At 62.0% G+C, this 20,759-nt stretch carries 22 protein-coding genes; 13 read left to right on the forward strand and 9 right to left on the reverse strand.

Features of this window, described 5'->3' with window-relative positions:
- Position 1: 1 nt before the first annotated feature.
- The 3 genes from rpsI to NKJ09_RS22395 all read right to left on the reverse strand — a co-directional run bounded on the left by rpsI (position 2) and on the right by NKJ09_RS22395 (position 1,629).
- On the reverse strand, positions 2-484 hold the full coding sequence (gene rpsI / locus NKJ09_RS22385; protein WP_023717316.1) for a 30S ribosomal protein S9: 483 nt from the start codon (positions 482-484) through the stop codon (positions 2-4).
- Position 485: 1 nt separating this feature from the next.
- Positions 486-950, reverse strand: a complete 465-nt coding sequence (gene rplM / locus NKJ09_RS22390; RefSeq protein ID WP_023674645.1) for a 50S ribosomal protein L13 — start codon at positions 948-950, stop codon at positions 486-488.
- A gap of 214 nt (positions 951-1,164) precedes the next feature.
- Positions 1,165-1,629 (reverse strand): PaaI family thioesterase, encoded by a 465-nt coding sequence (locus tag NKJ09_RS22395; protein WP_023717318.1) that lies wholly within the window; start codon positions 1,627-1,629, stop codon positions 1,165-1,167.
- Positions 1,630-1,778: 149 nt separating this feature from the next.
- On the opposite strand from NKJ09_RS22395, the gene NKJ09_RS22400 reads away from it, so the two are divergent.
- From NKJ09_RS22400 to NKJ09_RS22415, 4 genes are read left to right on the forward strand one after another with little or no spacing between them, the layout of a single operon-like run.
- On the forward strand, positions 1,779-2,600 hold the full coding sequence (locus tag NKJ09_RS22400) for an enoyl-CoA hydratase (protein ID WP_352495319.1): 822 nt from the start codon (positions 1,779-1,781) through the stop codon (positions 2,598-2,600).
- Positions 2,601-2,609: 9 nt separating this feature from the next.
- Entirely contained in the window at positions 2,610-3,032 is a 423-nt protein-coding gene (locus tag NKJ09_RS22405) for a VOC family protein (protein ID WP_023717320.1), read from the forward strand.
- A gap of 12 nt (positions 3,033-3,044) precedes the next feature.
- On the forward strand, positions 3,045-3,821 hold the full coding sequence (locus tag NKJ09_RS22410) for an AAA family ATPase (protein ID WP_352495348.1): 777 nt from the start codon (positions 3,045-3,047) through the stop codon (positions 3,819-3,821).
- On the forward strand, positions 3,818-4,339 hold the full coding sequence (locus NKJ09_RS22415; protein WP_023717322.1) for a CoA-binding protein: 522 nt from the start codon (positions 3,818-3,820) through the stop codon (positions 4,337-4,339). The genes NKJ09_RS22410 and NKJ09_RS22415 overlap by 4 nt, the downstream gene beginning before the upstream one ends.
- Before the next feature lie 55 nt (positions 4,340-4,394).
- On the opposite strand, the gene NKJ09_RS22420 is transcribed toward NKJ09_RS22415, so the two are convergent.
- The gene (locus NKJ09_RS22420) at positions 4,395-6,014 is read right to left on the reverse strand and encodes a PLL family lectin (RefSeq protein WP_352495320.1); all 1,620 of its coding nucleotides are present in this window, start codon (positions 6,012-6,014) and stop codon (positions 4,395-4,397) included.
- Between the two features lie 360 nt (positions 6,015-6,374).
- Here NKJ09_RS22420 and NKJ09_RS22425 point away from each other — a divergent pair, with 360 nt between their 5' ends.
- Entirely contained in the window at positions 6,375-7,658 is a 1,284-nt protein-coding gene (locus NKJ09_RS22425; RefSeq protein ID WP_352495321.1) for an O-acetylhomoserine aminocarboxypropyltransferase, read from the forward strand.
- 5 nt (positions 7,659-7,663) lie between these two features.
- Positions 7,664-8,014, forward strand: a complete 351-nt coding sequence (locus NKJ09_RS22430) for a cupin domain-containing protein (RefSeq protein ID WP_352495322.1) — start codon at positions 7,664-7,666, stop codon at positions 8,012-8,014.
- A 34-nt stretch (positions 8,015-8,048) separates the two neighbouring features.
- Here NKJ09_RS22430 and NKJ09_RS22435 read toward each other — a convergent pair whose 3' ends face one another.
- Positions 8,049-9,296 carry a cytochrome P450 gene (locus tag NKJ09_RS22435; RefSeq protein ID WP_352495323.1) on the reverse strand — a complete coding sequence of 416 codons (1,248 nt, stop codon included), beginning with the start codon at positions 9,294-9,296 and terminating at the stop codon, positions 8,049-8,051.
- Between the two features lie 193 nt (positions 9,297-9,489).
- Here NKJ09_RS22435 and NKJ09_RS22440 point away from each other — a divergent pair, with 193 nt between their 5' ends.
- The gene (locus NKJ09_RS22440) at positions 9,490-10,593 is read left to right on the forward strand and encodes an NAD(P)/FAD-dependent oxidoreductase (protein ID WP_352495324.1); all 1,104 of its coding nucleotides are present in this window, start codon (positions 9,490-9,492) and stop codon (positions 10,591-10,593) included.
- Between the two features lie 4 nt (positions 10,594-10,597).
- Here NKJ09_RS22440 and NKJ09_RS22445 read toward each other — a convergent pair whose 3' ends face one another.
- A complete protein-coding gene (locus NKJ09_RS22445) occupies positions 10,598-11,182 on the reverse strand; it encodes a hypothetical protein (protein ID WP_352495325.1) in 585 nt (194 codons plus the stop codon).
- Between the two features lie 347 nt (positions 11,183-11,529).
- Between NKJ09_RS22445 and NKJ09_RS22450 the strand changes: the two genes are divergently transcribed.
- The 4 genes from NKJ09_RS22450 (at position 11,530) to NKJ09_RS22465 (ending at position 16,899) form a co-directional block, all read left to right on the forward strand.
- Entirely contained in the window at positions 11,530-12,159 is a 630-nt protein-coding gene (locus NKJ09_RS22450) for an ATP-dependent Clp protease proteolytic subunit (protein ID WP_023674655.1), read from the forward strand.
- Positions 12,160-12,463: 304 nt separating this feature from the next.
- Positions 12,464-13,738: an ATP-dependent Clp protease ATP-binding subunit ClpX gene (clpX, locus tag NKJ09_RS22455; protein ID WP_006332719.1), complete on the forward strand. Its 1,275-nt coding sequence runs from the start codon at positions 12,464-12,466 to the stop codon at positions 13,736-13,738.
- 280 nt (positions 13,739-14,018) lie between these two features.
- Positions 14,019-16,430: an endopeptidase La gene (gene lon / locus NKJ09_RS22460; protein WP_023674656.1), complete on the forward strand. Its 2,412-nt coding sequence runs from the start codon at positions 14,019-14,021 to the stop codon at positions 16,428-16,430.
- 196 nt (positions 16,431-16,626) lie between these two features.
- Positions 16,627-16,899 carry an HU family DNA-binding protein gene (locus tag NKJ09_RS22465; protein WP_006201846.1) on the forward strand — a complete coding sequence of 91 codons (273 nt, stop codon included), beginning with the start codon at positions 16,627-16,629 and terminating at the stop codon, positions 16,897-16,899.
- A gap of 87 nt (positions 16,900-16,986) precedes the next feature.
- Here NKJ09_RS22465 and NKJ09_RS22470 read toward each other — a convergent pair whose 3' ends face one another.
- Positions 16,987-18,009, reverse strand: coding sequence for an aldo/keto reductase (locus tag NKJ09_RS22470; RefSeq protein ID WP_352495326.1), 1,023 nt, complete (start codon positions 18,007-18,009; stop codon positions 16,987-16,989).
- A gap of 184 nt (positions 18,010-18,193) precedes the next feature.
- Between NKJ09_RS22470 and NKJ09_RS22475 the strand changes: the two genes are divergently transcribed.
- Both NKJ09_RS22475 and NKJ09_RS22480 read left to right on the forward strand, forming a co-directional pair.
- On the forward strand, positions 18,194-18,760 hold the full coding sequence (locus NKJ09_RS22475; protein ID WP_023717330.1) for an SIS domain-containing protein: 567 nt from the start codon (positions 18,194-18,196) through the stop codon (positions 18,758-18,760).
- A gap of 5 nt (positions 18,761-18,765) precedes the next feature.
- Positions 18,766-19,509, forward strand: a complete 744-nt coding sequence (locus NKJ09_RS22480) for a creatininase family protein (RefSeq protein WP_023717331.1) — start codon at positions 18,766-18,768, stop codon at positions 19,507-19,509.
- A 7-nt stretch (positions 19,510-19,516) separates the two neighbouring features.
- Here NKJ09_RS22480 and NKJ09_RS22485 read toward each other — a convergent pair whose 3' ends face one another.
- Both NKJ09_RS22485 and NKJ09_RS22490 read right to left on the reverse strand, forming a co-directional pair.
- On the reverse strand, positions 19,517-19,825 hold the full coding sequence (locus NKJ09_RS22485) for a hypothetical protein (RefSeq protein ID WP_023717332.1): 309 nt from the start codon (positions 19,823-19,825) through the stop codon (positions 19,517-19,519).
- Between the two features lie 3 nt (positions 19,826-19,828).
- Positions 19,829-20,746, reverse strand: a complete 918-nt coding sequence (locus NKJ09_RS22490) for a carbohydrate ABC transporter permease (protein ID WP_023717333.1) — start codon at positions 20,744-20,746, stop codon at positions 19,829-19,831.
- Positions 20,747-20,759: the final 13 nt, after the last annotated feature.

Below are 20,759 nucleotides of genomic sequence, written 5' to 3' on the forward strand. Positions count from 1 at the left end.
CTTAGCGCTTGGAGAACTGGAAGCTCCGGCGGGCCTTCGCCTTGCCGTACTTCTTGCGCTCGACCACGCGGCTGTCACGGGTCAGGAAGCCGCCCTTCTTGAGCACGGCGCGCAGCGCCGGCTCGTAATAGGTCAGCGCCTTGGAGATGCCGTGGCGCACGGCACCGGCCTGGCCGGAGAGGCCGCCGCCGATGACGGTGGCAACGATGTCGTACTGGCCGGCGCGGTTGGCAGCGATGATCGGCTGGTTGAGGATCATCTGCAGAACCGGGCGCGCGAAATATTCGGCGAACACCTTGTCGTTGACGACGATCTTGCCGGAGCCGGGCTTCACCCAGACGCGCGCGATGGCGTTCTTGCGCTTGCCGGTGGCATAGGCGCGGCCCGATTTGTCGAGCTTCTGGACATGGACGGGTGCTGCCGGCTGGGTGTTGGTGTTGCCGGTGGCAGTTCCGAGTTCTGCGAGCGAGGAAAGCTCAGCCATCTTACGAAACCTTCTTGTTCTTGGCGTTCAGCTTGGCCACGTCGAGGACGACGGGCTGCTGGGCGACATGCGGATGTTCCGTGCCTGCATAGACGCGGAGATTCTTCATCTGGCGACGGCCGAGCGGGCCGCGCGGGATCATGCGTTCGACGGCCTTCTCAACGACACGCTCGGGAAAGCGGCCCTCGAGCAGCTGCCGCGCGGTGCGTTCCTTGACGCCGCCGGGGTGACCGGTGTGCCAGTAATAGACCTTGTCGGTGAACTTCTTGCCGGTGAACACCACCTTGTCGGCATTGATGACGATGACATTGTCGCCGTCGTCAACATGCGGGGTGAAAGTGGGCTTGTGCTTGCCGCGAAGATGATTGGCGATGACAGTGGCGAGACGGCCGACGACGAGACCCTCGGCGTCGATCAGCACCCACTTCTTCACCACATCCGCAGGCTTCTGCGAAAAGGTTGCCATGGATTGTTGCTTTCGGTTCGGACCTTCAAAAGAAGGCGTTTCTTGTTGCTTGGATTGGCGAAAGGCACTTGCCCGCCGCCAATAACAAAACGGCGGCCTTTGCGGGCCGCTGTTCCGTGAGGGCTTATAGGAGAGAGCGGCGACCACGTCAAGGCGCGTGAAAAGCCATCTCTGGGGTAAAATCAAGCAAAAACAATGATTTGAGCACAAGGTATTATTTTACCACATCTCCAATCCGCTTTGGCGGGATCGAATAGGTGCCCGTTGCGTGCGCTACCGTGTGTCCCTCCGGGCCGGCGACGATGTCGATATCGAACACCATCAGGCTCTTGCCGAGCTTGAGGATGCGGCAATGGCCGTCGATCGGCCCGGCCTCGGCCTTGCGGACAAAATTGATGTTGAGACTGGTGGTGACCGAAAGTGCATCCGGTCCGGCATGCGAGAGCACGCAGACATAACCGCCTATGTCGGCCAGCGTGAACAGCGCCGAACCCGATACGGTGCCGCCGGGACGCAGATGGCGCTCGTCAGCATTGAGCCGCACAACACAGCCGCCTGGAAACACCTCCAACGCCTCGTAGAAGGTGAACTGGTCGTTGAGCTGCGGGAAAACAGTCGCCACAAGCGCGTTGACGTCAGCAGCCGTCAGCACCGGCTTGAGATTGCTTTGAGCAGGCATGGCGGTCTCTCGTTGTGCCTGCCTGTTTGAGCGCAGCGTGCCGTTTCTGGCAACAGCCATTCATTATGGCAGAGGCGGAGTGTTGGACGAAGCGAGACCCGCATACTAGATTAGTCCATCACCGATCCGGAATCGCGGAGGAATGACCCATGGCCGAAATCGTCGCCATCAAGCCTGCCGTTGCTGAAGGGCCGGTCGCCGCCCGGCTGGATAAGGGCGTGTTGCGCCTGACGCTCGCCAATCCGCCGGCCAATGCTCTTTCGCTTTCAGTGATGGCGGCGCTGATGGCGGAACTCGACCGCGCCAAGGCCGACAAGTCCGTCCGCGTCATCGTCCTTGGGGCGGCCGGCAAAGTGTTCTGCGCCGGGCACGACCTCAAGGAGTTAAGCACGCACCGCGCCGATGCCGATCACGGCAGGGCCTTCTTCGAAAAGACGTTTTCCGCCTGCGCTTCACTGATGCAGGCGATCGTTCGCCATCCCAAGCCGGTGATCGCCGAAGTCGACGGCCTGGCGACGGCGGCCGGATTGCAGCTGGTCGCCAGCTGCGATCTCGCCATCGCTTCGCACGAGGCGACCTTCTGCACGCCGGGCGTCAATATTGGACTGTTCTGCTCGACGCCGATGGTGGCGCTGTCGCGCAATGTCTCGCGCAAGCACGCCATGGAGATGCTTTTGACCGGCGAAACGATCGAAGCGGCAACCGCTAAGGAATTCGGCTTGGTCAACCGCGTCGTGCCGCGCGAATATCTGAATCAGATTGTCACCAAATACGCGCAAACCATTGCGTCCAAATCGTCCTTGGTCGTCAAGATCGGCAAGGAAGCCTTTTATGAGCAAGCGGAAATGGGGCTGGCCGAGGCCTATGATTACACCGGGCGCGTTATGGTCGAGAACATGCTGGCGCGCGATTCGGAAGAGGGCATTGGCGCCTTCATTGGCAAACGCAAGCCGGAATGGCCGGAGGAATAGGAGGCGGATATGGAACCGCGCATCTCCATCATCACCATCGCCACCGACGATCTCGACCGCGCCACGCGCTTTTATGAGGCGATGGGCCTGACCCGCCATGCCGGGATCACCGAGGGCGTTGCTTTCTTCCAGATGGGTGGCGCCATCCTTGCCCTGTTTCCGCGCCCAAGCGCCGAGGAGGATTCAGGCGTGACCTTCGGCAACGCGCCGTCGGCCGTCTACCTCGCCTACAACACCCGCTCCGACGCCGAGGTCGATGCAGTGTTGGCGCTGGCCAAGAAGGCCGGCGGCCGTATCGTCAAGCCGGCGCAACGGGCCTTCTGGGGTGGCTGGTACGGCTATTTCGCCGATGCGGACGGGCATGTCTGGGAAGTGGCGCACAATCCGGCTTTTCCGATCGCGGAAGACGGATCGATTTCGCTGCCGGCCTGACGAGGTTCCCCTCTGGCTCATCGCAAGCAACTGACGCGGCTGAAGGCGCCCTATCTGAAACGCATCCTGATCGAGCCCAGCCGGGTCGTCGATTGGGAAAAATATCCCTGGGACCTGCCGATCTTTCACGGCCATGAATTCGAGCTCGAATTCACCACGCCGATCACCATCATCGTCGGCGAGAACGGCACCGGTAAATCGACGCTGCTCGAAGCGATCGGCGCGCTGGCCGGCTACGACGAGGCTGGCGGCGGCAAGGGCTACATGCCGGTCGATCACTCCCGCGCCGTCGACAAGAGCGGCGCAGCGCTGGCGGCGACGTTGCGCGGCCACTGGCTGCCGAAGGTCACCGCCGGCTGGTTCTTTCGCGCCGAATCCTTCTATTCGGTTGCCCGCTATCTAGATCAGGCTGCCATCGACGCCCATGAGGCGCCGCCCGACTTCCTTTCCTGGTCGCATGGCGAGGGTTTCATCAGATTCTTCGAGGAGCGCTGCCGCCGGCAAGGCATTTACATCCTCGACGAGCCCGAAAGCGCCTTGTCGCCGACGCGCCAGATCGAACTTCTCAAGATGCTGCGGCGGATGGACCAGTCCGGCACGGCGCAAGTGATCATGGCGACACATTCGCCGCTGCTGATGGCCTGTCCCGGCGCGCGGCTGTTCCGCATCAGCCGGTCCGGGCTCGACCCGACCGATTTTCACGACACCCATCATTTCCGCATGATGCGCAATTTTTGCAACGATCCAGATGGTTTTCTCGCCGAAGCGCTGTATGAGGACGAGGCATGAACCACGACGCTTACGACAACGCCTATATCGCCGGCATCCTCAATTCGGTGAAGACCATCGCCATGGTCGGCGCGTCGGCTAATGACGTGCGGCCGAGCTATTTCGTGCTGAAATATCTGCTCGGCAAGGGCTTTTCGGTGTTCCCGATCAATCCCGGCCAGGCCGGCAAGGAGATCCTAGGCCAGATGACCTTTGCCAGGCTCGCCGACGTTCCGGGACCTGTCGACATGGTCGACGTGTTTCGCGCGTCCGCTGCCGTGCCGGGCATTGTCGACGAGGTGCTGCGGCTCGATCCGCTGCCGAAGGTCATCTGGATGCAGCTTGGCATACGCCATGACGAGGCGGCCACACGCGCCGAAGCCGCCGGCATCAAGGTGGTGATGAACCGTTGCCCCAAGATCGAATATGGCAAGCTGTCGGGCGAGATCGGCTGGACCGGCGTCAATTCCGGCGTGCTGTCGTCGAAGAAGCCGCTTATGCGGCCGGGATTCCAGAGTTTCGGCGTTCGCCAGAAGTAGGTTCCCGCATCCCCATCTGGGAGAGCGGGAACCTCATCGTGCCGCCCGCCGATCGCTAGTACCGGGTCCACTGTCCGCCTTCGTACCAGAAGGCGGCCGAGATCCGTCCGCCGCCGTCGACCCACCACAGCTCCATGCTAGTCGGGATACGGGAGACCGCGGCAATACCGCCATTGGTCGCGGCGCTGCCGTCCGGCGCGAGCTGATAACGGGTCCACTGTCCGCCCTCGTACCAGAACGCGGCCTCCATCGACCCATTCGGCCCCGTCCACCACACTTCCATACTGCCAGGGATGCGGGAAACTGCGGCAATGCCGCCATTGATCGCGGCGCTGCCGTTCGGCGCGAGCTGATAGCGGGTGGGCTGGCCGCCTTCATACCAGAAGTTGGCTTCGACCGATCCGTGCGGCCCGATCCACCAGAGCTCGAGGCTGTTCGGGATGCGCGACAGCGTGGCGATGGTGCCGCCGACGGCGGCGCTGCCGTCCGGTGAAAGCTGATACCGCGTCCATTGGCCGCCCTCATACCAGAAGGCGACTTCGATCGAGCCGTTGGGCCCGATCCACCAGACCTCCATGCTGTTCGGGATGCGCGAGACGGCTGCGATACTGCCGCCGCGCGCCGCGCTGCCGTCCGGTGCCAGCTGATAACGTGTCCACTGGCCCCCTTCGTACCAGAAGGCCGCCTCGATCGAGCCGTTGGGACCGATCCACCAGACCTCCATGCTGTTCGGGATGCGCGATACCGCTACGATGCCGCCATCGGGAGCGGCGCTGCCGTTCGGCGCCAGCTGATAGCGGGTCGGCTGGCCCCCCTCGTACCAGAAGTTGGCTTCGACCGATCCAGCTGGGCCGATCCACCATTCCTCCATGCTTTGCGGGATACGTGAGACGGCGGCGATGGCGGTGCCAGGCGCGGCACTTCCGTCCGGTGCCAGGCGATAGCGGTTCCAACGGCCACCGTCGTACCAGAAGCCGACCTCGATCGACCCGCTGGGGCTGGCCCACCAGATTTCCATGCTTCCCGGAATGCGGGCCAGCGATGCGATGCCCTTGACGCCGGGCACGTCGCGCAACGTCCCGACGAAGGTGATCCGGAAGATCAGCTCGTAGGTTCCGCCGTCGCCTTCGATGATCATGCGCCGGTCCCTGACGCCGAAATCTATCAGGTCTGCCCCCTCCAGCCTGAGCTCCTGCGTGCCGAGATGGTCGTCGTCGAGCGCGAAGGGGATCGGCAGGTCGATGCCGTTCAACACGCTGCCGATGTCGCTGGTTAGCCGCGCCGCGCGATTGCGCGGGTCGGGGTCACCGAGCGACGCCGTAAGCGAGGCCGCCCCCCTGATGCTCACCAGGTTCCGGTATTGATTTGGCGAGCCGTTGTCCTGCTCCATCAGCGAGACGACAATTGCCACGTCGGCCGGATTCTGGATGGGCTGAGGGGTTCCGTTCGTGCCCCAGAACGGTTGCCCGTTCACGGTGACGGGATGCTCGTCATCGTCGTCCATGTCCTCGAAGATGCCGAAGCTGAAGACCTGGAGGTCCGGCACGGCGGGCAGTCCCGGCGCGGTGGGGCGCATGTTCGCCACGCTCACCAGGACGTAGACTTCGTCGGAAGCCGAAAGCTCGTTGGTCTCGTTGAGGCACTTGATGCTTTGCAGATTGATCAGCAGCGTCATTGAGATACTCCTTGAATAATCGCCTTTGTCCATCAGCGGATGCTTGGGAGTCCCATGGTTGTTGCCATGGTCGGAGGCAGTAAATTGCTGCCGACGCGCAGGCTGACAGAGCCGGACTTACGGATGGCTTATGGAAGAAGGCGGCGGCTTCGCGGGGTGGCGAGCCGGCGAAGCAGGCTTGTGGCGGGGAGCCACGCCGGCCCAATCTTTTGCGAGGCGCAAATCCATTCTCCTCAGCCCGCGATGCCCGAGCCGGTTGCACCGAAGGAACAAGTCGGCTGGAATTTTTCTCCTTTGCATTCGCGCCAATGATCGGCCAACAATGCCGGCCGTATCAGTGGGCAGGAGAGGAATATCGACATGGTTCAGCGCACGCCCGGGTTCAACACGCTCGCCGTCCATGCCGGCGCCAAGCCGGATCCGGCGACTGGGGCGCGAGCGACGCCGATCTACCAGACGACCTCCTTCGTCTTCGACGATGCCGACCATGCCGCCTCGCTGTTCGGGCTGAAGGCGTTCGGCAACATCTACACCCGCATCATGAACCCGACACAGGCGGTGCTGGAAGAGCGCATCGCGGCACTCGAAGGCGGCACGGCAGGCCTTGCGGTCGCCTCCGGCCATGCCGCGCAGGTGCTGGTCTTCCACAATCTGATGCAGCCCGGCGACAATTTCGTTTCAGCGACAAAGCTTTACGGCGGCTCGATCAACCAGTTCGGCCACGCCTTCAAGAATTTCGGTTGGCAGGTGCGCTGGGCCGACACCAATGACATCTCGACCTTCGAGAGCCAGATCGACGACAGGACCAAGGCGATCTTCATCGAAAGCCTGGCCAATCCGGGCGGCGTCTTCGTCGATATCGAGAAGATCGGCGACATTGCCCGCAAGCACGGCCTGCCGCTGATTGTCGACAACACGCTGGCCTCGCCCTACCTGCTGCGGCCAATCGAGCATGGCGCCGACATCGTCGTGCATTCGCTGACGAAGTTCATCGGCGGCCATGGCAATTCGATCGGCGGCGCCATTGTCGACGGCGGCACGTTCGACTGGTCGAAGTCGGGCAAATATCCGATGCTGTCGGTGCCGCGCCCCGAATATGGCGGCCTCGTCCTGCATGAGACCTTCGGCAATTTCGCCTTCGCCATCGCCGCGCGCGTGCTCGGCCTGCGCGACATCGGCGCGGCGATTTCGCCGTTCAATGCATTCCTTATCCTGACCGGTCTGGAAACCTTGCCGCTCAGGATGCAGCGCCACTGCGACAATGCGGTGGCGGTCGCCGGGTGGCTCTCCAACCACCCCAAGGTTGCTTGGGTGTCCTATCCCGGCCTGCCCGACGACAAGAACAATGCGTTGCAGAAGAAGTACTCGCCGCTCGGCGCCGGCGCGGTGTTCACCTTCGGGTTGAAGGGCGGCTACGCGGCGGGCATCAAGTTCGTCGAAGCGCTCGAACTGTTCTCGCACCTGGCCAATGTCGGCGACACCAAGTCGCTGGTCATCCACCCAGCGTCGACCACGCATCGCCAGCTTTCCGACGAGCAGAAGATCAACGCGGGAGCAGGGCCGGACACGGTCAGGCTTTCGGTCGGCATCGAGGACGTCAACGACATCGTCGCCGATCTGGAACAGGCTCTCGCCAAGGTCTGATCGCCATGACCACGCCGAGATTTCTTTCCGTCGGCGTCGACACCGTCGCACCGGAACTTGGCGCACCGGCGCCGGATCGCCTGATTTCGGGCGATCCGAAATTCCGCACCTGGAATGTCGAGGAACAGGACGGCGGCCTCTATGCCGGCATTTGGGAAGCGACGCCAGGCAAATGGCGCATCGAGTATGATGAATGGGAGTTCTGCCACATCCTGTCAGGGGTCTCGGTGATCGCCGAAGACGGCGGCGATGCGCGCACTGTCGGGGCCGGCGATAGTTTCGTGCTGAGGCCGGGCTTTAAGGGCAGCTGGGAAGTGCTTGAAACGACTCGCAAGGAGTATGTGATCAAGCTTTGATCACCCTTGCGGCTGAGCCTGCCGGACCGAATGCTCAAAAGCGCACGGCGAGCGTTTCCAGCCCATGGAAATGATAGCTGTCTTGGAAGCGCGGCTGTTCGGCAAGATGCAACCGCGGCAAGCGCTCGAACAAGGTTTTCAGCGACACCTGCAATTCGAGCCGGGCGAGCGGCGCGCCGATGCAGAAATGGATGCCGGCGCCGAACGATACGTTCTTCTGGTCGGCGCGGTCCGGCCTGAAGGCGAAGGGCTCGGCAAAGGCCACCGGGTCGTGATTGGCCATGCCGAGCAGCAGACCGATTGTCTCGCCCGGCTGAACGATGATCCCAGGCCCGGCCTCGACCTCCTGATAGGCGTAGCGCGTGAACATGTGCAGTGGCGCGTCGTACCGCAGGCACTCTTCGACTGTCGCGGCTGTTGCTTCCGGCGAGGCGAAGAAGCGGCGTGGGTCGCCGCCTTGCGCAAGGATCGAGTGCACCGCATTGCCGGTTTGGTGGACAGTTGCCTCATGGCCGGCATTGAGCAAAAGGATTGCTGAGGACACCAGTTCGTCCTCCGACAGTTTCTGGCCATCCTCCTGTGCCGCAATCAGCAGCGACAGAAGATCCTCGCCCGGCCTCTTTCGCCGCTCGGCGACGTAGCCGCGCAAAAAATTCGAAAAGTCGCGCGCGGCGCGATTGGCCGTGTCCTCCGTCTCGCGGGTGCGGCCATGCATGTACATGGCGACCATCCGATGCGACCAGTCGAGCAGCTGCGGACCCATGTCGACCCGTACGCCGAGCATCTCGGCAATGATGGTGATCGGCAAGGGAGCTGCGAACGCCGGCAGCAGGTCGACTTCCCCTGGTTCGAAACGGTCGATCAGTTCGTTGGCCAGCGCCTCGACGCGCGGCCTGAGCCGCTCGACCTGGCGCGAGACGAAGGCGCGGTTGACCAGCGTTCTGAGCCGTGTGTGGACGGGCGGTTCCAGCTCCAGCATCGAATTGGCCTCGATGCCGTCGAAGGCGCTGAGATGCGTGCGATCCTGGCCGATGCCCCGGCTGTCCGGAATGCCGGCCGGGTTCTGCCGGCCGAAGCGGCGATCGCGCAGCAGACGGTTGACGTCGTCGAAGCCGCCAAAGCACCAGAAACCAAATTCTTCCCAGAAGATGGCGCTCGATGCACCGTGCAGGTAAGCGTAGGCTTCGTAAGGGTCCTGAAAAAAAGCCGGCTCGTGCGGATCGAGCCGCAGTCGGCGGGTGGCTGGATCAAAGGCAAGGTACGGCGGCTTCAATTCGGTCATGCCAGACCATTAGCGCATGACCCCGAAAACCGGAATCGGTTTTCGGAAAGGATCATGCGCAGATTCAAGTGTTGGAGCGTCCTTTGCGCGTCGAAGGACGCGCGCGCTCCAAGGCTTGCCAGTCTGGTGCCAGACCGTATGTTGGCCCTCCCGTGAGGTGAGCCACCAAAGCGGTTGTGGAAGGACGGTTTTCATGAATGTGATCGTGGTCGGTGCAGGCATTGCCGGGCTTTCCACGGCGTGGTCGCTGGTCAAGGCCGGTCACCTCGTCTCGATCGTCGAGCAGGAACCGATCCCCAATCCGCTCGCCGCCTCCGGCGACCACCATCGCATCATTCGCCGCGCCTATCGGGCCAGGACGGGCTACGGCCGGCTGATCACCGAAGCCTATCAAGCTTGGGACGAGATGTGGTCCGATCTCGGTGAAAGCCATCTCGATCCACGCGGTTTCATCTGTATTTCGCGCGAGCCGGGAGATGAGGCCGAGGAATACCGCGAAGGCATGGAAACCGGGAACTACCCGTTCGAATTGTTCGAGCCGGATGCCGCGGTCGAACGCTGGCCGTTCCTGGAACCAGGTTCATTTCGCTATGCGTATTTTTCACCGGACGGTGGCGCCTTGCACTGCCGCAAGATCGCCTCGGGCCTCGCCAGATGGCTGCGCGCGAACGGCGCCAATGTCTACGAAAACAGCAAGGTGGTCGAGATCGACGCCGACGCCGGACATGTCGTGCTTGCGAGCGGCGAGACGATGCAGGCCGACCGGATCGTCGTCGCCGCCGGCGCCTGGGTGCTAAAACTGTTCCCGGAGCTGGATGGCGAGCTGAAAACCTGGCGCACCGCGCTCGCCTATGTCGAACCGCCAGTGGACCTGAAGGCAGCCTGGCAGGCAGCACCGGTTGTGCTCGACGTCGGTGGCTCCGTCGACGGCTACGTGATCCCGCCCTCCGGCGGCGCCGGCATGAAGTTCGGCTCAGGCCTGCACCGAGTACCGACCAGCGATGCCGACTGGAACCGTCAACCGGTACCGGGCGAGGGTGAGGCGATCCGCAATCTGTTTTCGCCGCCGATTGCCCGTATCGAGGAGTACAAGGTCACCGAAGTGGTCACCTGCGCCTACACCTTCACCGCCGACGAGAAATTTCTGGCCCACCAGAAAGGCAGATGCCTGGTCGTCTCGGCCTGCTCCGGCCACGGCTACAAGTTCGGCGCGGCAGTTGGCAGAAGGGTTGCGGCCTGCGTCGGCAATGGCGATGTCGACGGCCTGAAGAAATGGCTCAGGGCGGAGGCGGCCTGAGCGCCTAGTATCGGCAATGCCTCGGAATATGCACGCGCCGCCAGCTGGATGAGCCCTCCCTGACCACCACGCGGCGCGCCACTGTCTGATAAGACGCCGGAATGTCGATGATGCGCCGTTGCTCCGGCCGCACGAGCACCTCTTCGGCGACGCTCTCGTATTCGGCGGGGAGGACAACGCGCCGCCGGCGTTCCGGCTCAACCACGACGACCTCGGCCACGCGTTCATAGCGCGCCTTGTGCCTGACCTTGCACAGCACCTTGCGGCCATGAATGATGCCCCAGGAATAGCCGCCATCGTCTACCTTCACGGACCGGTAGATGGTGCGGGTGATGGCGGGCACGATCTCGTAGCTGACGCGCGCCGGCGCGATCTGCACCACGCGCTCGCGCGTCCCGTAGATTGGCGCCTCGTATTCCACCTGCTGGCCGGCCGGACTGACGAGCACGTCCTCATAGACCGTGTCGTAGACGGCCGGCCGGTTGACCTTCTCGTAGCATTCAACCGCGCGTCCGCTGGCAGCCGTTTCGGATGCCATGCCGAGTACGGCGATGCCGGTAAGAGCCAAGGAAGCAGTTTTCCTGATCATCGCACTCCCCCTGTTTGAACTGCGTGAAGCGGGTTCAACGTTGGATTGTAGGGCAAGCCGCGGCTGGAAAAAGCGGTTTCACCGCTTTTCGTTAAGCGATGCGGTTAAGAAACTGCTAAACAACGGCCAAGCATGAGCGTCCCTTCCGGCGGCAGGAGAGGGCTGCCGGCACGGCGACGGGCGAAACTTGGTTTGGAAACCTTGATTCGACTTAACCGGATGGCTAGGAGAGGCGGCCTTGCGCTAGGGTGAGCCGGCATCCTATTTACACAATAACGATCCAGAACCGATTCTGCCCGATTGCAAATCTCCGGCGCCGGAATCCCATCCTCAAAAAGGGATAGTCCATGAAGAACCCCGTCGAAACCTACATGAACCTCGTTCCGATGGTGGTCGAACAGACCAATCGCGGCGAGCGGGCCTATGACATTTTCTCGCGGCTCCTCAAGGAGCGCATCATTTTCATCACCGGCCCGGTCGAGGACGGCATGGCGACGCTGGTCTGCGCGCAGCTGCTGTTCCTCGAGGCGGAGAATCCGAAGAAGGAAATCAACCTTTATATCAACTCGCCCGGCGGCGTCGTCACCTCCGGCATGGCGATCTACGACACCATGCAGTTCATCAAGCCTGCCGTGTCGACGCTGTGCATCGGCCAGGCCGCATCGATGGGATCGCTGCTCTTGACGGCGGGCCACAAGGACATGCGCTTTGCGACGCCGAACGCCCGCATCATGGTCCACCAGCCGTCCGGCGGCTTCCAGGGCCAGGCCTCCGATATCGAGCGCCATGCCCAGGACATCATCAAGCTGAAGCGCCGCCTCAACGAGGTTTACGTCAAGCACACCGGCAAGAGCTACGATGAGATTGAAAAAACGCTCGACCGTGACCATTTCATGACTGCCGACGAGGCCAGGGATTTCGGCCTCATCGACAAGGTCATTTCGTCACGTGAGCCGGTCGAAGGTATTGCCTTATAGGCACGCGGTGGCCCCGCGGTGGCAGTGAGTGGCGGGATCACGCGCTTTTGGCGCAGCTTGCGGCATTTCGGCCACAATTGGCTGTTCCCTCGACGGGTGCAATTGCCTACGTTAAGGCTATGTTGATTTTCGACGGCTTAGCTTTGCGTGGGGTTGTTCGAATCATTGCCCCGTTTTCCGATTTGTGTTTCGTACGGAATGCGTTGCGGGAGCCGGGGCACTGGCGGCGGCGGATTCCCGCGATAGATTGAATATGCGCCCTTTCAACCAGACCATCGGCGGGCGGCCATGAAAGGACATGAAAATGAGCAAGGTCGGCAACAACAGCGGTGATTCCAAGAACACGCTTTATTGCTCGTTTTGCGGCAAAAGCCAGCATGAAGTGCGCAAGCTGATCGCCGGGCCGACGGTGTTCATCTGCGACGAATGCGTCGAACTGTGCATGGACATCATCCGCGAGGAGAACAAGACCTCGATGGTGAAGTCGCGCGAGGGTGTGCCGACCCCGCAGGAAATCCTCAAGGTTCTCGACGACTACGTCATCGGCCAGCCCTACGCCAAGCGTGTGCTATCGGTGGCCGTCCACAACCACTACAAGCGCCTCGCCCATGCCGGCAAGAACAACGACGTCGAGCTGGCGAAGTCGAACATCCTGCTGATCGGCCCTACCGGTTGCGGCAAGACGCTGCTGGCGCAGACGCTGGCCCGCATCATCGACGTTCCCTTCACCATGGCTGACGCGACGACGCTGACCGAGGCCGGCTATGTCGGCGAGGACGTCGAGAACATCATCCTGAAGCTGTTGCAGTCGGCCGACTACAATGTCGAGCGAGCCCAGCGCGGCATTGTCTATATCGACGAGATCGACAAGATCTCGCGCAAGTCGGACAATCCCTCGATCACCCGCGATGTGTCGGGCGAGGGCGTGCAGCAGGCACTTTTGAAGATCATGGAAGGCACTGTCGCCTCCGTGCCGCCGCAGGGCGGCCGGAAGCATCCGCAGCAGGAATTCCTGCAGGTCGACACCGCCAACATCCTGTTCATCTGCGGCGGCGCTTTCGCCGGCCTGGACAAGATCATCTCGGATCGTGGCAGGAAGACCTCGATCGGTTTCGGCGCCATCGTCGCTTCGCCCGAGGATCGCCGCACCGGCGATGTTTTCCGCCTGGTCGAGCCTGAGGATCTGTTGAAGTTCGGCCTCATTCCCGAGTTCGTAGGCCGTCTGCCTGTCTTGGCGACGCTGGAGGATCTCGACGAGCCGGCACTGATCCAGATCCTGACCGAACCGAAGAACGCGCTGGTCAAGCAGTATCAGCGGCTGTTCGAGATGGAGAATGTTGACCTGACCTTCCACGAGAACGCGCTGTCGGCGATCGCCAAGCGCGCCATCGAGCGCAAGACCGGCGCGCGCGGCCTGCGTTCGATCATGGAAGCGATTCTGCTCGACACCATGTTCGAGCTGCCGGCGCTCGAAGGCGTGCGCGAAGTGGTTATTTCGGAAGAGGTGGTGTCAGGCAACGCCAGGCCGCTCTACATCTATTCCGAGCAGAAGGAAAAGAAGGGCAACGTCAGCGCCTGACGTGAGCCGGCAATGGATTTTTCTGAAACGGCGCCGCAGGGCGCCGTTTTGCTGTCGCACACTGCGTACGGCGCCGCGTAATGGCTGCGGATTGGAGGGACGGACCGTGTTGACCCTTGATCTTTACCCGCCGTGCCTCCAACTAAAGGCAGAAGGCCGTGGTGCCGAATTCTGTGCTGTAAAACTCCCGTCACAAACGGTGGTAGGCGGAACGATCCCCGGTCGTTAATATGAGATTCGCGGTTGGCCGATTGGCGGCCGCGACATGAAAGGTTGGACAATGGCCAAATTATCCAAGGCTCCCAGCGACGGCGTCTTCGCAGTCCTCCCACTGCGCGACATCGTGGTGTTCCCGCACATGATCGTTCCGCTCTTCGTCGGGCGTGAAAAGTCGATCAAGGCGCTGGAAGAAGTGATGGGTCAGGAAAAGCAGATCCTGCTTGCGACCCAGATGAATGCCGCCGACGACGATCCGGAGCCCGATGCCATCTTTGACATCGGCACGCTCGCCAATGTGCTGCAGTTGCTGAAACTGCCGGACGGCACCGTGAAGGTGCTGGTCGAAGGCGCCTCGCGCGCGAAAATCGTCGCGTTCACCGACCGTCCCGACTTCCATGAGGCCCGTGCTGCGGCGCTGGTCGAACCGGAAGAGGAAGAGGTCGAGGTCGAGGCGCTGGCCCGTTCCGTCGTCACCGACTTCGAGAACTACGTCAAGCTGAACAAGAAGATCTCGCCCGAAGTGGTGGGTGCCGCCAGCCAGATCGACGACTATTCCAAGCTCGCCGACACGGTCGCTTCGCATCTTGCCATCAAGATCCCCGAGAAGCAGGAGATGCTCGCCACGCTTTCCGTCAAGGAACGGCTGGAGAAGGCGATGGGCTTCATGGAAGCCGAAATCTCGGTGCTCCAGGTCGAGAAGCGCATCCGCTCGCGCGTCAAGCGCCAGATGGAGAAGACGCAGCGCGAATACTACCTCAACGAGCAGATGAAGGCGATCCAGAAGGAGCTCGGCGAAGGCGAGGACGGCCGCGACGAGGCCGCCGAGATCGAGGCGCGCATCAAGAAGACCAAGCTCTCCAAGGAGGCCCGCGAAAAGGCGGAAGCCGAACTGAAGAAGCTGCGGACGATGTCGCCGATGTCGGCTGAATCGACCGTCGTGCGCAACTATCTCGACTGGCTGCTGTCGATCCCGTGGGGCAGGAACTCCAAGGTCAAGCAGGATCTGGCCTTTGCCCAGAACGTGCTCGATACGGATCATTTCGGCCTCGACAAGGTCAAGGACCGCATCGTCGAATACCTCGCCGTGCAGAGCCGCCAGAAGAAGCTGAAGGGGCCGATCCTGTGCCTCGTCGGACCTCCCGGCGTCGGCAAGACCTCGCTCGGCAAGTCGATCGCCAAGGCGACCGGTCGTGAGTTCATCCGCATGGCGCTGGGCGGCGTGCGCGACGAGGCCGAGATCCGTGGTCACCGCCGCACCTATATCGGCTCGATGCCCGGCAAGGTCATCCAGTCGATGAAGAAGGCGAAGAAATCCAACCCGCTCTTCCTGCTCGACGAGATCGACAAGATGGGCCAGGATTTCCGCGGCGATCCGTCATCGGCTTTGCTCGAGGTGCTCGATCCCGAGCAGAACTCGACGTTCATGGACCATTACCTCGAGGTCGAATACGACCTGTCGAGCGTGATGTTCGTGACGACGGCGAACACGCTGAACATCCCTGCGCCCTTGATGGACCGCATGGAGATCATCCGTATCGCCGGTTACACCGAGGACGAGAAGATCGAAATCGCCAAGCGTCACCTGATGCCCAAGGTGATCCGCGATCACGCGTTGCAGCCGAAGGAGTTCTCCGTCGGCGAGGACGCGATCCGCGGCATCATCCAGACCTACACCCGTGAAGCGGGCGTCAGGAGCCTGGAGCGCGAGCTGATGAAGCTCGGGCGCAAGGCGGTGACCGAGATCCTGAAGACAAAGAAGAAGACGATCAACATCACGGCGGACAATCTTGCCGATTACCTTGGTGTTCCGCGCTTTCGCTTCGGCCAGGTCGAGAGCGACGATCAGGTCGGCGTGGTCACCGGGCTCGCCTGGACGGAAGTCGGCGGCGAGCTGTTGACGGTGGAAGGCGTCATGATGCCCGGCAAGGGCCGCATGACGGTGACCGGCAATCTGCGCGACGTGATGAAGGAATCGATCTCGGCGGCGGCCTCTTACGTCCGCTCGCGGGCCATCGATTTCGGCGTCGAGCCGCCGCTGTTCGACAAGCGCGATATCCACGTGCACGTGCCAGAAGGCGCAACGCCTAAGGACGGACCGTCGGCTGGCGTGGCGATGGCGACGGCGATCGTCTCGGTGTTGACCGGTATCCCGGTCAAGGCCGATGTGGCGATGACCGGCGAGATCACGCTGCGCGGCAGGGTGCTGCCGATCGGCGGCCTTAAGGAAAAGCTGCTTGCCGCACTGCGCGGCGGCATCAAGAAGGTGCTGATCCCGGAAGAGAACGCCAAGGATCTGGCGGAGATTCCGGAGAACGTGAAGAGCGGCATGGAGATCATTCCGGTCTCACGCGTTGGCGAAGTGTTGCGCCATGCGCTGGTGCGCATGCCGGAACCGATCCAGTGGGTCGAACCCGTCAATGCGCCGGCCGTGGTCGATGTCGGAGACGAGGCTGGTAAATCGCTGGCGCATTAGTTCTTGCTAAAGTTGCAATGCACAAAGAGAGAGCCGGGCCTTGAGCCCGGCTTTTTCATGTGAAGAACCCCGGATTTCCGGGCTTTTTTCGACTTTCTTGGCGCTTTTCGACTTGGTTGGCGGAGCGCTTCTTTCTAAAGTCCGTTTCCTGCCGGATGAGTCGAGTGTTCCGGTTTTCTCATGGAAGGGAATTTTTATGAACAAGAACGAACTGGTGTCCGCTGTCGCCGATGCCGCGAGTATTTCGAAGGGTGACGCGCAGTCGGCGGTTGATGCGGTGTTTTCCGTCATCACCGGCGAACTGAAAAAGGGCGGCGATGTCCGGCTTGTCGGCTTCGGAAATTTCACCGTGTCAAAACGCGCCGCGTCGACCGGCCGCAATCCGCAGACCGGTGCGGAAGTGAAGATCCCGGCGCGCACCGTGCCGAAGTTCTCGGCCGGCAAGGGCCTCAAGGACGCGGTCAACTAAGCGCCCTCCTAAAGTCTTTCAGAGAAAAGAAAAGCCGGCATATCCGGTTTTTCTTTTCTGTGCCCGCAGGTCGTTGGAAAGGCGGCGCTATGCCGTCGGCGCATCCGTGCGCATCAAGCCTTCTTTCTTGAGATCGGCCCACAGCGCCGATGGCAGTTTTGTGTCGAGCAGCGAGCGATTGCTTTCGACTTCGCCCGGCCGCTGGCCGCCCGGGACTACCGACACGACCGAAGGATGCAGCAGCGGGAACTGCAGTGCCGCCTCGATCAGGCGCACGCCGTGGCGCTTGCAGACGGCCTCGATGCGGGTGACGCGGTCGATGATATCCTGCGGCGCCTCCGAATAATTGTAGTAGGCGCCGGGCTTCGGCCCGGTTGCCAGGATGCCGGAATTGTACGGCCCGCCGAGAACGATGCCGATGCCGCGTTGCTGGCATAGAGGCAGGAAAGACTGCAGCGCCTCCTGCTCCAGCAGCGTATAGCGCCCGGCAAGCAGGAACAGGTCGAAATCGCCGCGCTCGGCCAGCGTCTGGGCAACCGGCCACTCATTGATGCCGCCGCCGAACGCCTTGATCACGCCCTGGTCGCGCAGTGCCAGCAATCCATAGTAGCCCGAGCTCATGAATTCCTGGATGCGCTGGTCCGAGGCTTCCTTGCTGCCATGGGTGAAGATGTCGACATCGTGCACGAAGAGGATGTCGATGCGGTCGACGCCGAGCCGTTCCAGCGAGGCTTCGAACGAGCGCATGATGCCGTCATAGCTGTAGTCGTAGACCTCGCGGCGCGACGGCGTGTCGAAGAACTTGCCGATGCCGGTGCGCTGTTCCGGCGGGCAGGCGCGCATGATGCGCCCGACCTTGCTCGACAGCACGTAGTCGTCGCGCCTCTTCGAACGCAGGAACGGATTAAGCCGCGTTTCTGCGAGGCCGAGCCCATAGAGCGGTGCTGTGTCGTAGTAGCGGCAGCCGACCCGCCATGCCGCCTCCAGCGTGGCATTGGCATCCTCATCGGACACGGCGCGATAGAGATTGCCGAGCGGCGCGGTGCCGAAGCCGAGCTCGGTGAAGTTGATGCCGCCATTGCCGATGCGGTCGAAATGCCGTGTCTTCATATGCTGTCGTTTCCTCATTTACGATTTGCCGTGACACTATCACGGCTGTAGCGCATCAAAAGCACTGCGTGTCGTTGGACACCAATTTTCGCGGTGATAGCATGAATGAAAACAAGCTGTTCGGGGCAAATGTGACTGAGATGTTCATGTGGTTCTCCGGTACCTGCAAGCTGGTGCAAATGTCATGACGGACGACGGCGAAAACCTGTTTGGGATTGCGCTGAGCGAGCTTGGCACCGTGCTGGAGCGTATCAACGAAAGCCGCATTGACGCGGCTTGCGCCATCTTGGCCGGCGCGAAAAAGATCGTCACCTATGGCTGCGGCCGCGAGGCGCTGCAGGTCCAGGGTTTTGCCATGCGGCTCTACCATCTCGGTCTGCCGGTGTCGGTCGTCGGCGACATGACCACGCCGCCGCTGGGCGCGGGCGATGTCTTCCTCGCCAGCTCCGGCCCGGGCGAGACATCGACGGTGCTGACCTTGATGCGGGTCGCGCGCGAGGCCGGTGCCGTCGTCCTGCTGCTCACCGCGCAAGCCGACAGCACTGCCGCGAAGCTGGCCGACTTCACGCTGCTTATCCCGGCTCAGACCATGGCCGACGACCAGGGTCCGGAAAAGACATCCGTCCTGCCGATGGGCTCGGTGTTCGAAGGCGCGCTGTTCGTCCTCTTCGAAGTGATGGTGCTGAAGCTCAGGGATCTGACCGGCGTCTCGCCGGAAGCGATGCGCGCCCGCCACACCAATATGGAGTAGGTGTCATGCGCTACGAACTGATGCTGCCGCACCAGATCCGCAAGGCGATCGCCGAGAACCGGCCGGTCGTGTTGCCGCTCGGTGTGCTCGAATATCACGGCGAGCACATGGCCGTCGGCATGGACACGCTGGCCGTGGTCAAGAGCCTGGAACTGTTCGAAACGGAGGCCGAAATCGTCATTCTGCCGCCCTTCTATTACGGCGCGGCAAGCTATGCCGTTGCGGCGCCGGAAGGCAGCGGCTCGGTGCAGGTCGGCGGCAATGTGCTGGCGCCATTTGCGGAAGAATTGTTCTACAGCTTGCTGCGCATTGGCTTCCGCAACATCCACGCCATCATTCACCACCAAACCGAGAATTTTGCTGCCGGCATGCCAACCGATCTCGCCTTCAAGGCCGCCGGCCGACAAGCGATCTTCCGCTTCCTGGAGAAAGAACGCGGCGAAGGCTGGTGGGGCTCTGCGGCGATGGCTGACTATTATGCCGAGCACGCCGAGGGCAGCAATTTCTTCAACTGGGTACAGGTGCATCCGCTGATGCCGGCTTCAATGCACAGCCAGTACCCGTTCGACCATGCCGGCACCGGCGAGACGTCACTGATGCTGGCGCTGTGCCCGGAAGCGGTGGATGCGGGCCGCTTCGCCGACAACACCGGCTGGTACACGGCAAGTGCGCCCGAAGCCTCGGCGGAACTGGGGCAAAAAGGGGTTGCCATGATCCTCGATCATTTGCGGGCAACACTTTTGGGTTAGGTGCTGTCTAGATCCCGGACGACCGGGCTCTTAGCCTTTCCGCCTGATAGTCGGCCATGGTCTTTTCGGGATCGACCTTGGTCGCCGCAGCCCAGATGAACGTGCCGGCGCCGCAGATAGCCAGCAGGACGTAAATCACGATGCCGAGTGCCATCAGGTTCGCGTAGAGGCCGAGAAGCAGCATGATCAAGCCGCCGGCAATCATCGCCATCACAAAACCGGCGACTACGGCCCGGCCTTCCCAACTGATCGGCATCACGCCTTTGGCGTAGCCGCTGCCGCGCCTGTTGCGTGCGAACCAGTATTTGTTGGCCATCGCCTATTTCACCGCGCCCGCCGTCATGCCCATGATCAGGTAACGCTCGAGCGCAATGCCGATGACGGCGAGCGGTGTGATGGCCGCGGTGGCAAGCGCTGCCATCGACCACCAGTTGATGCCTTGTGAGCCGGTCTGGCTCGCCACCATGACAGGAATGGTCTTGGCATCGGTCGAGGTCAAAAGCGCGGCGAAGAAATACTCGTTCCAGCACAGCACCATCGCCAGGATGAAGGCCGCGACCATGCCCGGCAGCGCGATCGGCATGACGATGCGCAAGAAGGCACCCCAGATCGACAGGCCATCGACGAGTGCTGCCTCCTCCAGCTCGACAGGGATCGAATTGAACTGGTCGCGCATGATCCAGATGACGATCGGCAGTACCATCAGCGTGTAGAGCAGGATCAGCCCGACGCGCGTGTCGAGCAGGCCGACTTCCCGGTAGAGCACGAGGAAGGGCAGGGCCAATACCACCGGCGGCAGGATCAACTGCGACAGGAAGAAGAAGGAAATGTCCTCGTTCCTGAACCAGGCGAACTTGTAACGATAGCGGGTCAGCCCATAGGCGGCGAGGCTGCCGATGACGATGGCGAGGGTCGACGCGCCGACCGAAGTGATGACCGAATTCATGAAGCGCTTGATGAATTCGTCGCGCACCGTCGACGTCCGAAAGATCGAGTCCGGCGACAGGCCAAGCGAACGCCAGCCCTTCCAGTCGGGTTTGAAATCGACGAACGGGATCAGATGGCCCTGGGTGACGTCGACCGCGGTCTTGAACGAGGTGGTTATCGTCCAATAGATTGGAAACAGGCAGATGAAGGCCCAGAAGATGAGGGCACCGTAGATGAAGGCGCGGTTGGCGAAGAACGCCGCCGGCGAGCGGATTTCGGAGGCGGCAAAGTCGGTGGTTTGAACGCTCATCTTGCCGGCCCGA

The sequence above is a fragment of the Mesorhizobium sp. M0189 genome, from assembly GCF_040322135.1.
Classification (GTDB): domain Bacteria; phylum Pseudomonadota; class Alphaproteobacteria; order Rhizobiales; family Rhizobiaceae; genus Mesorhizobium.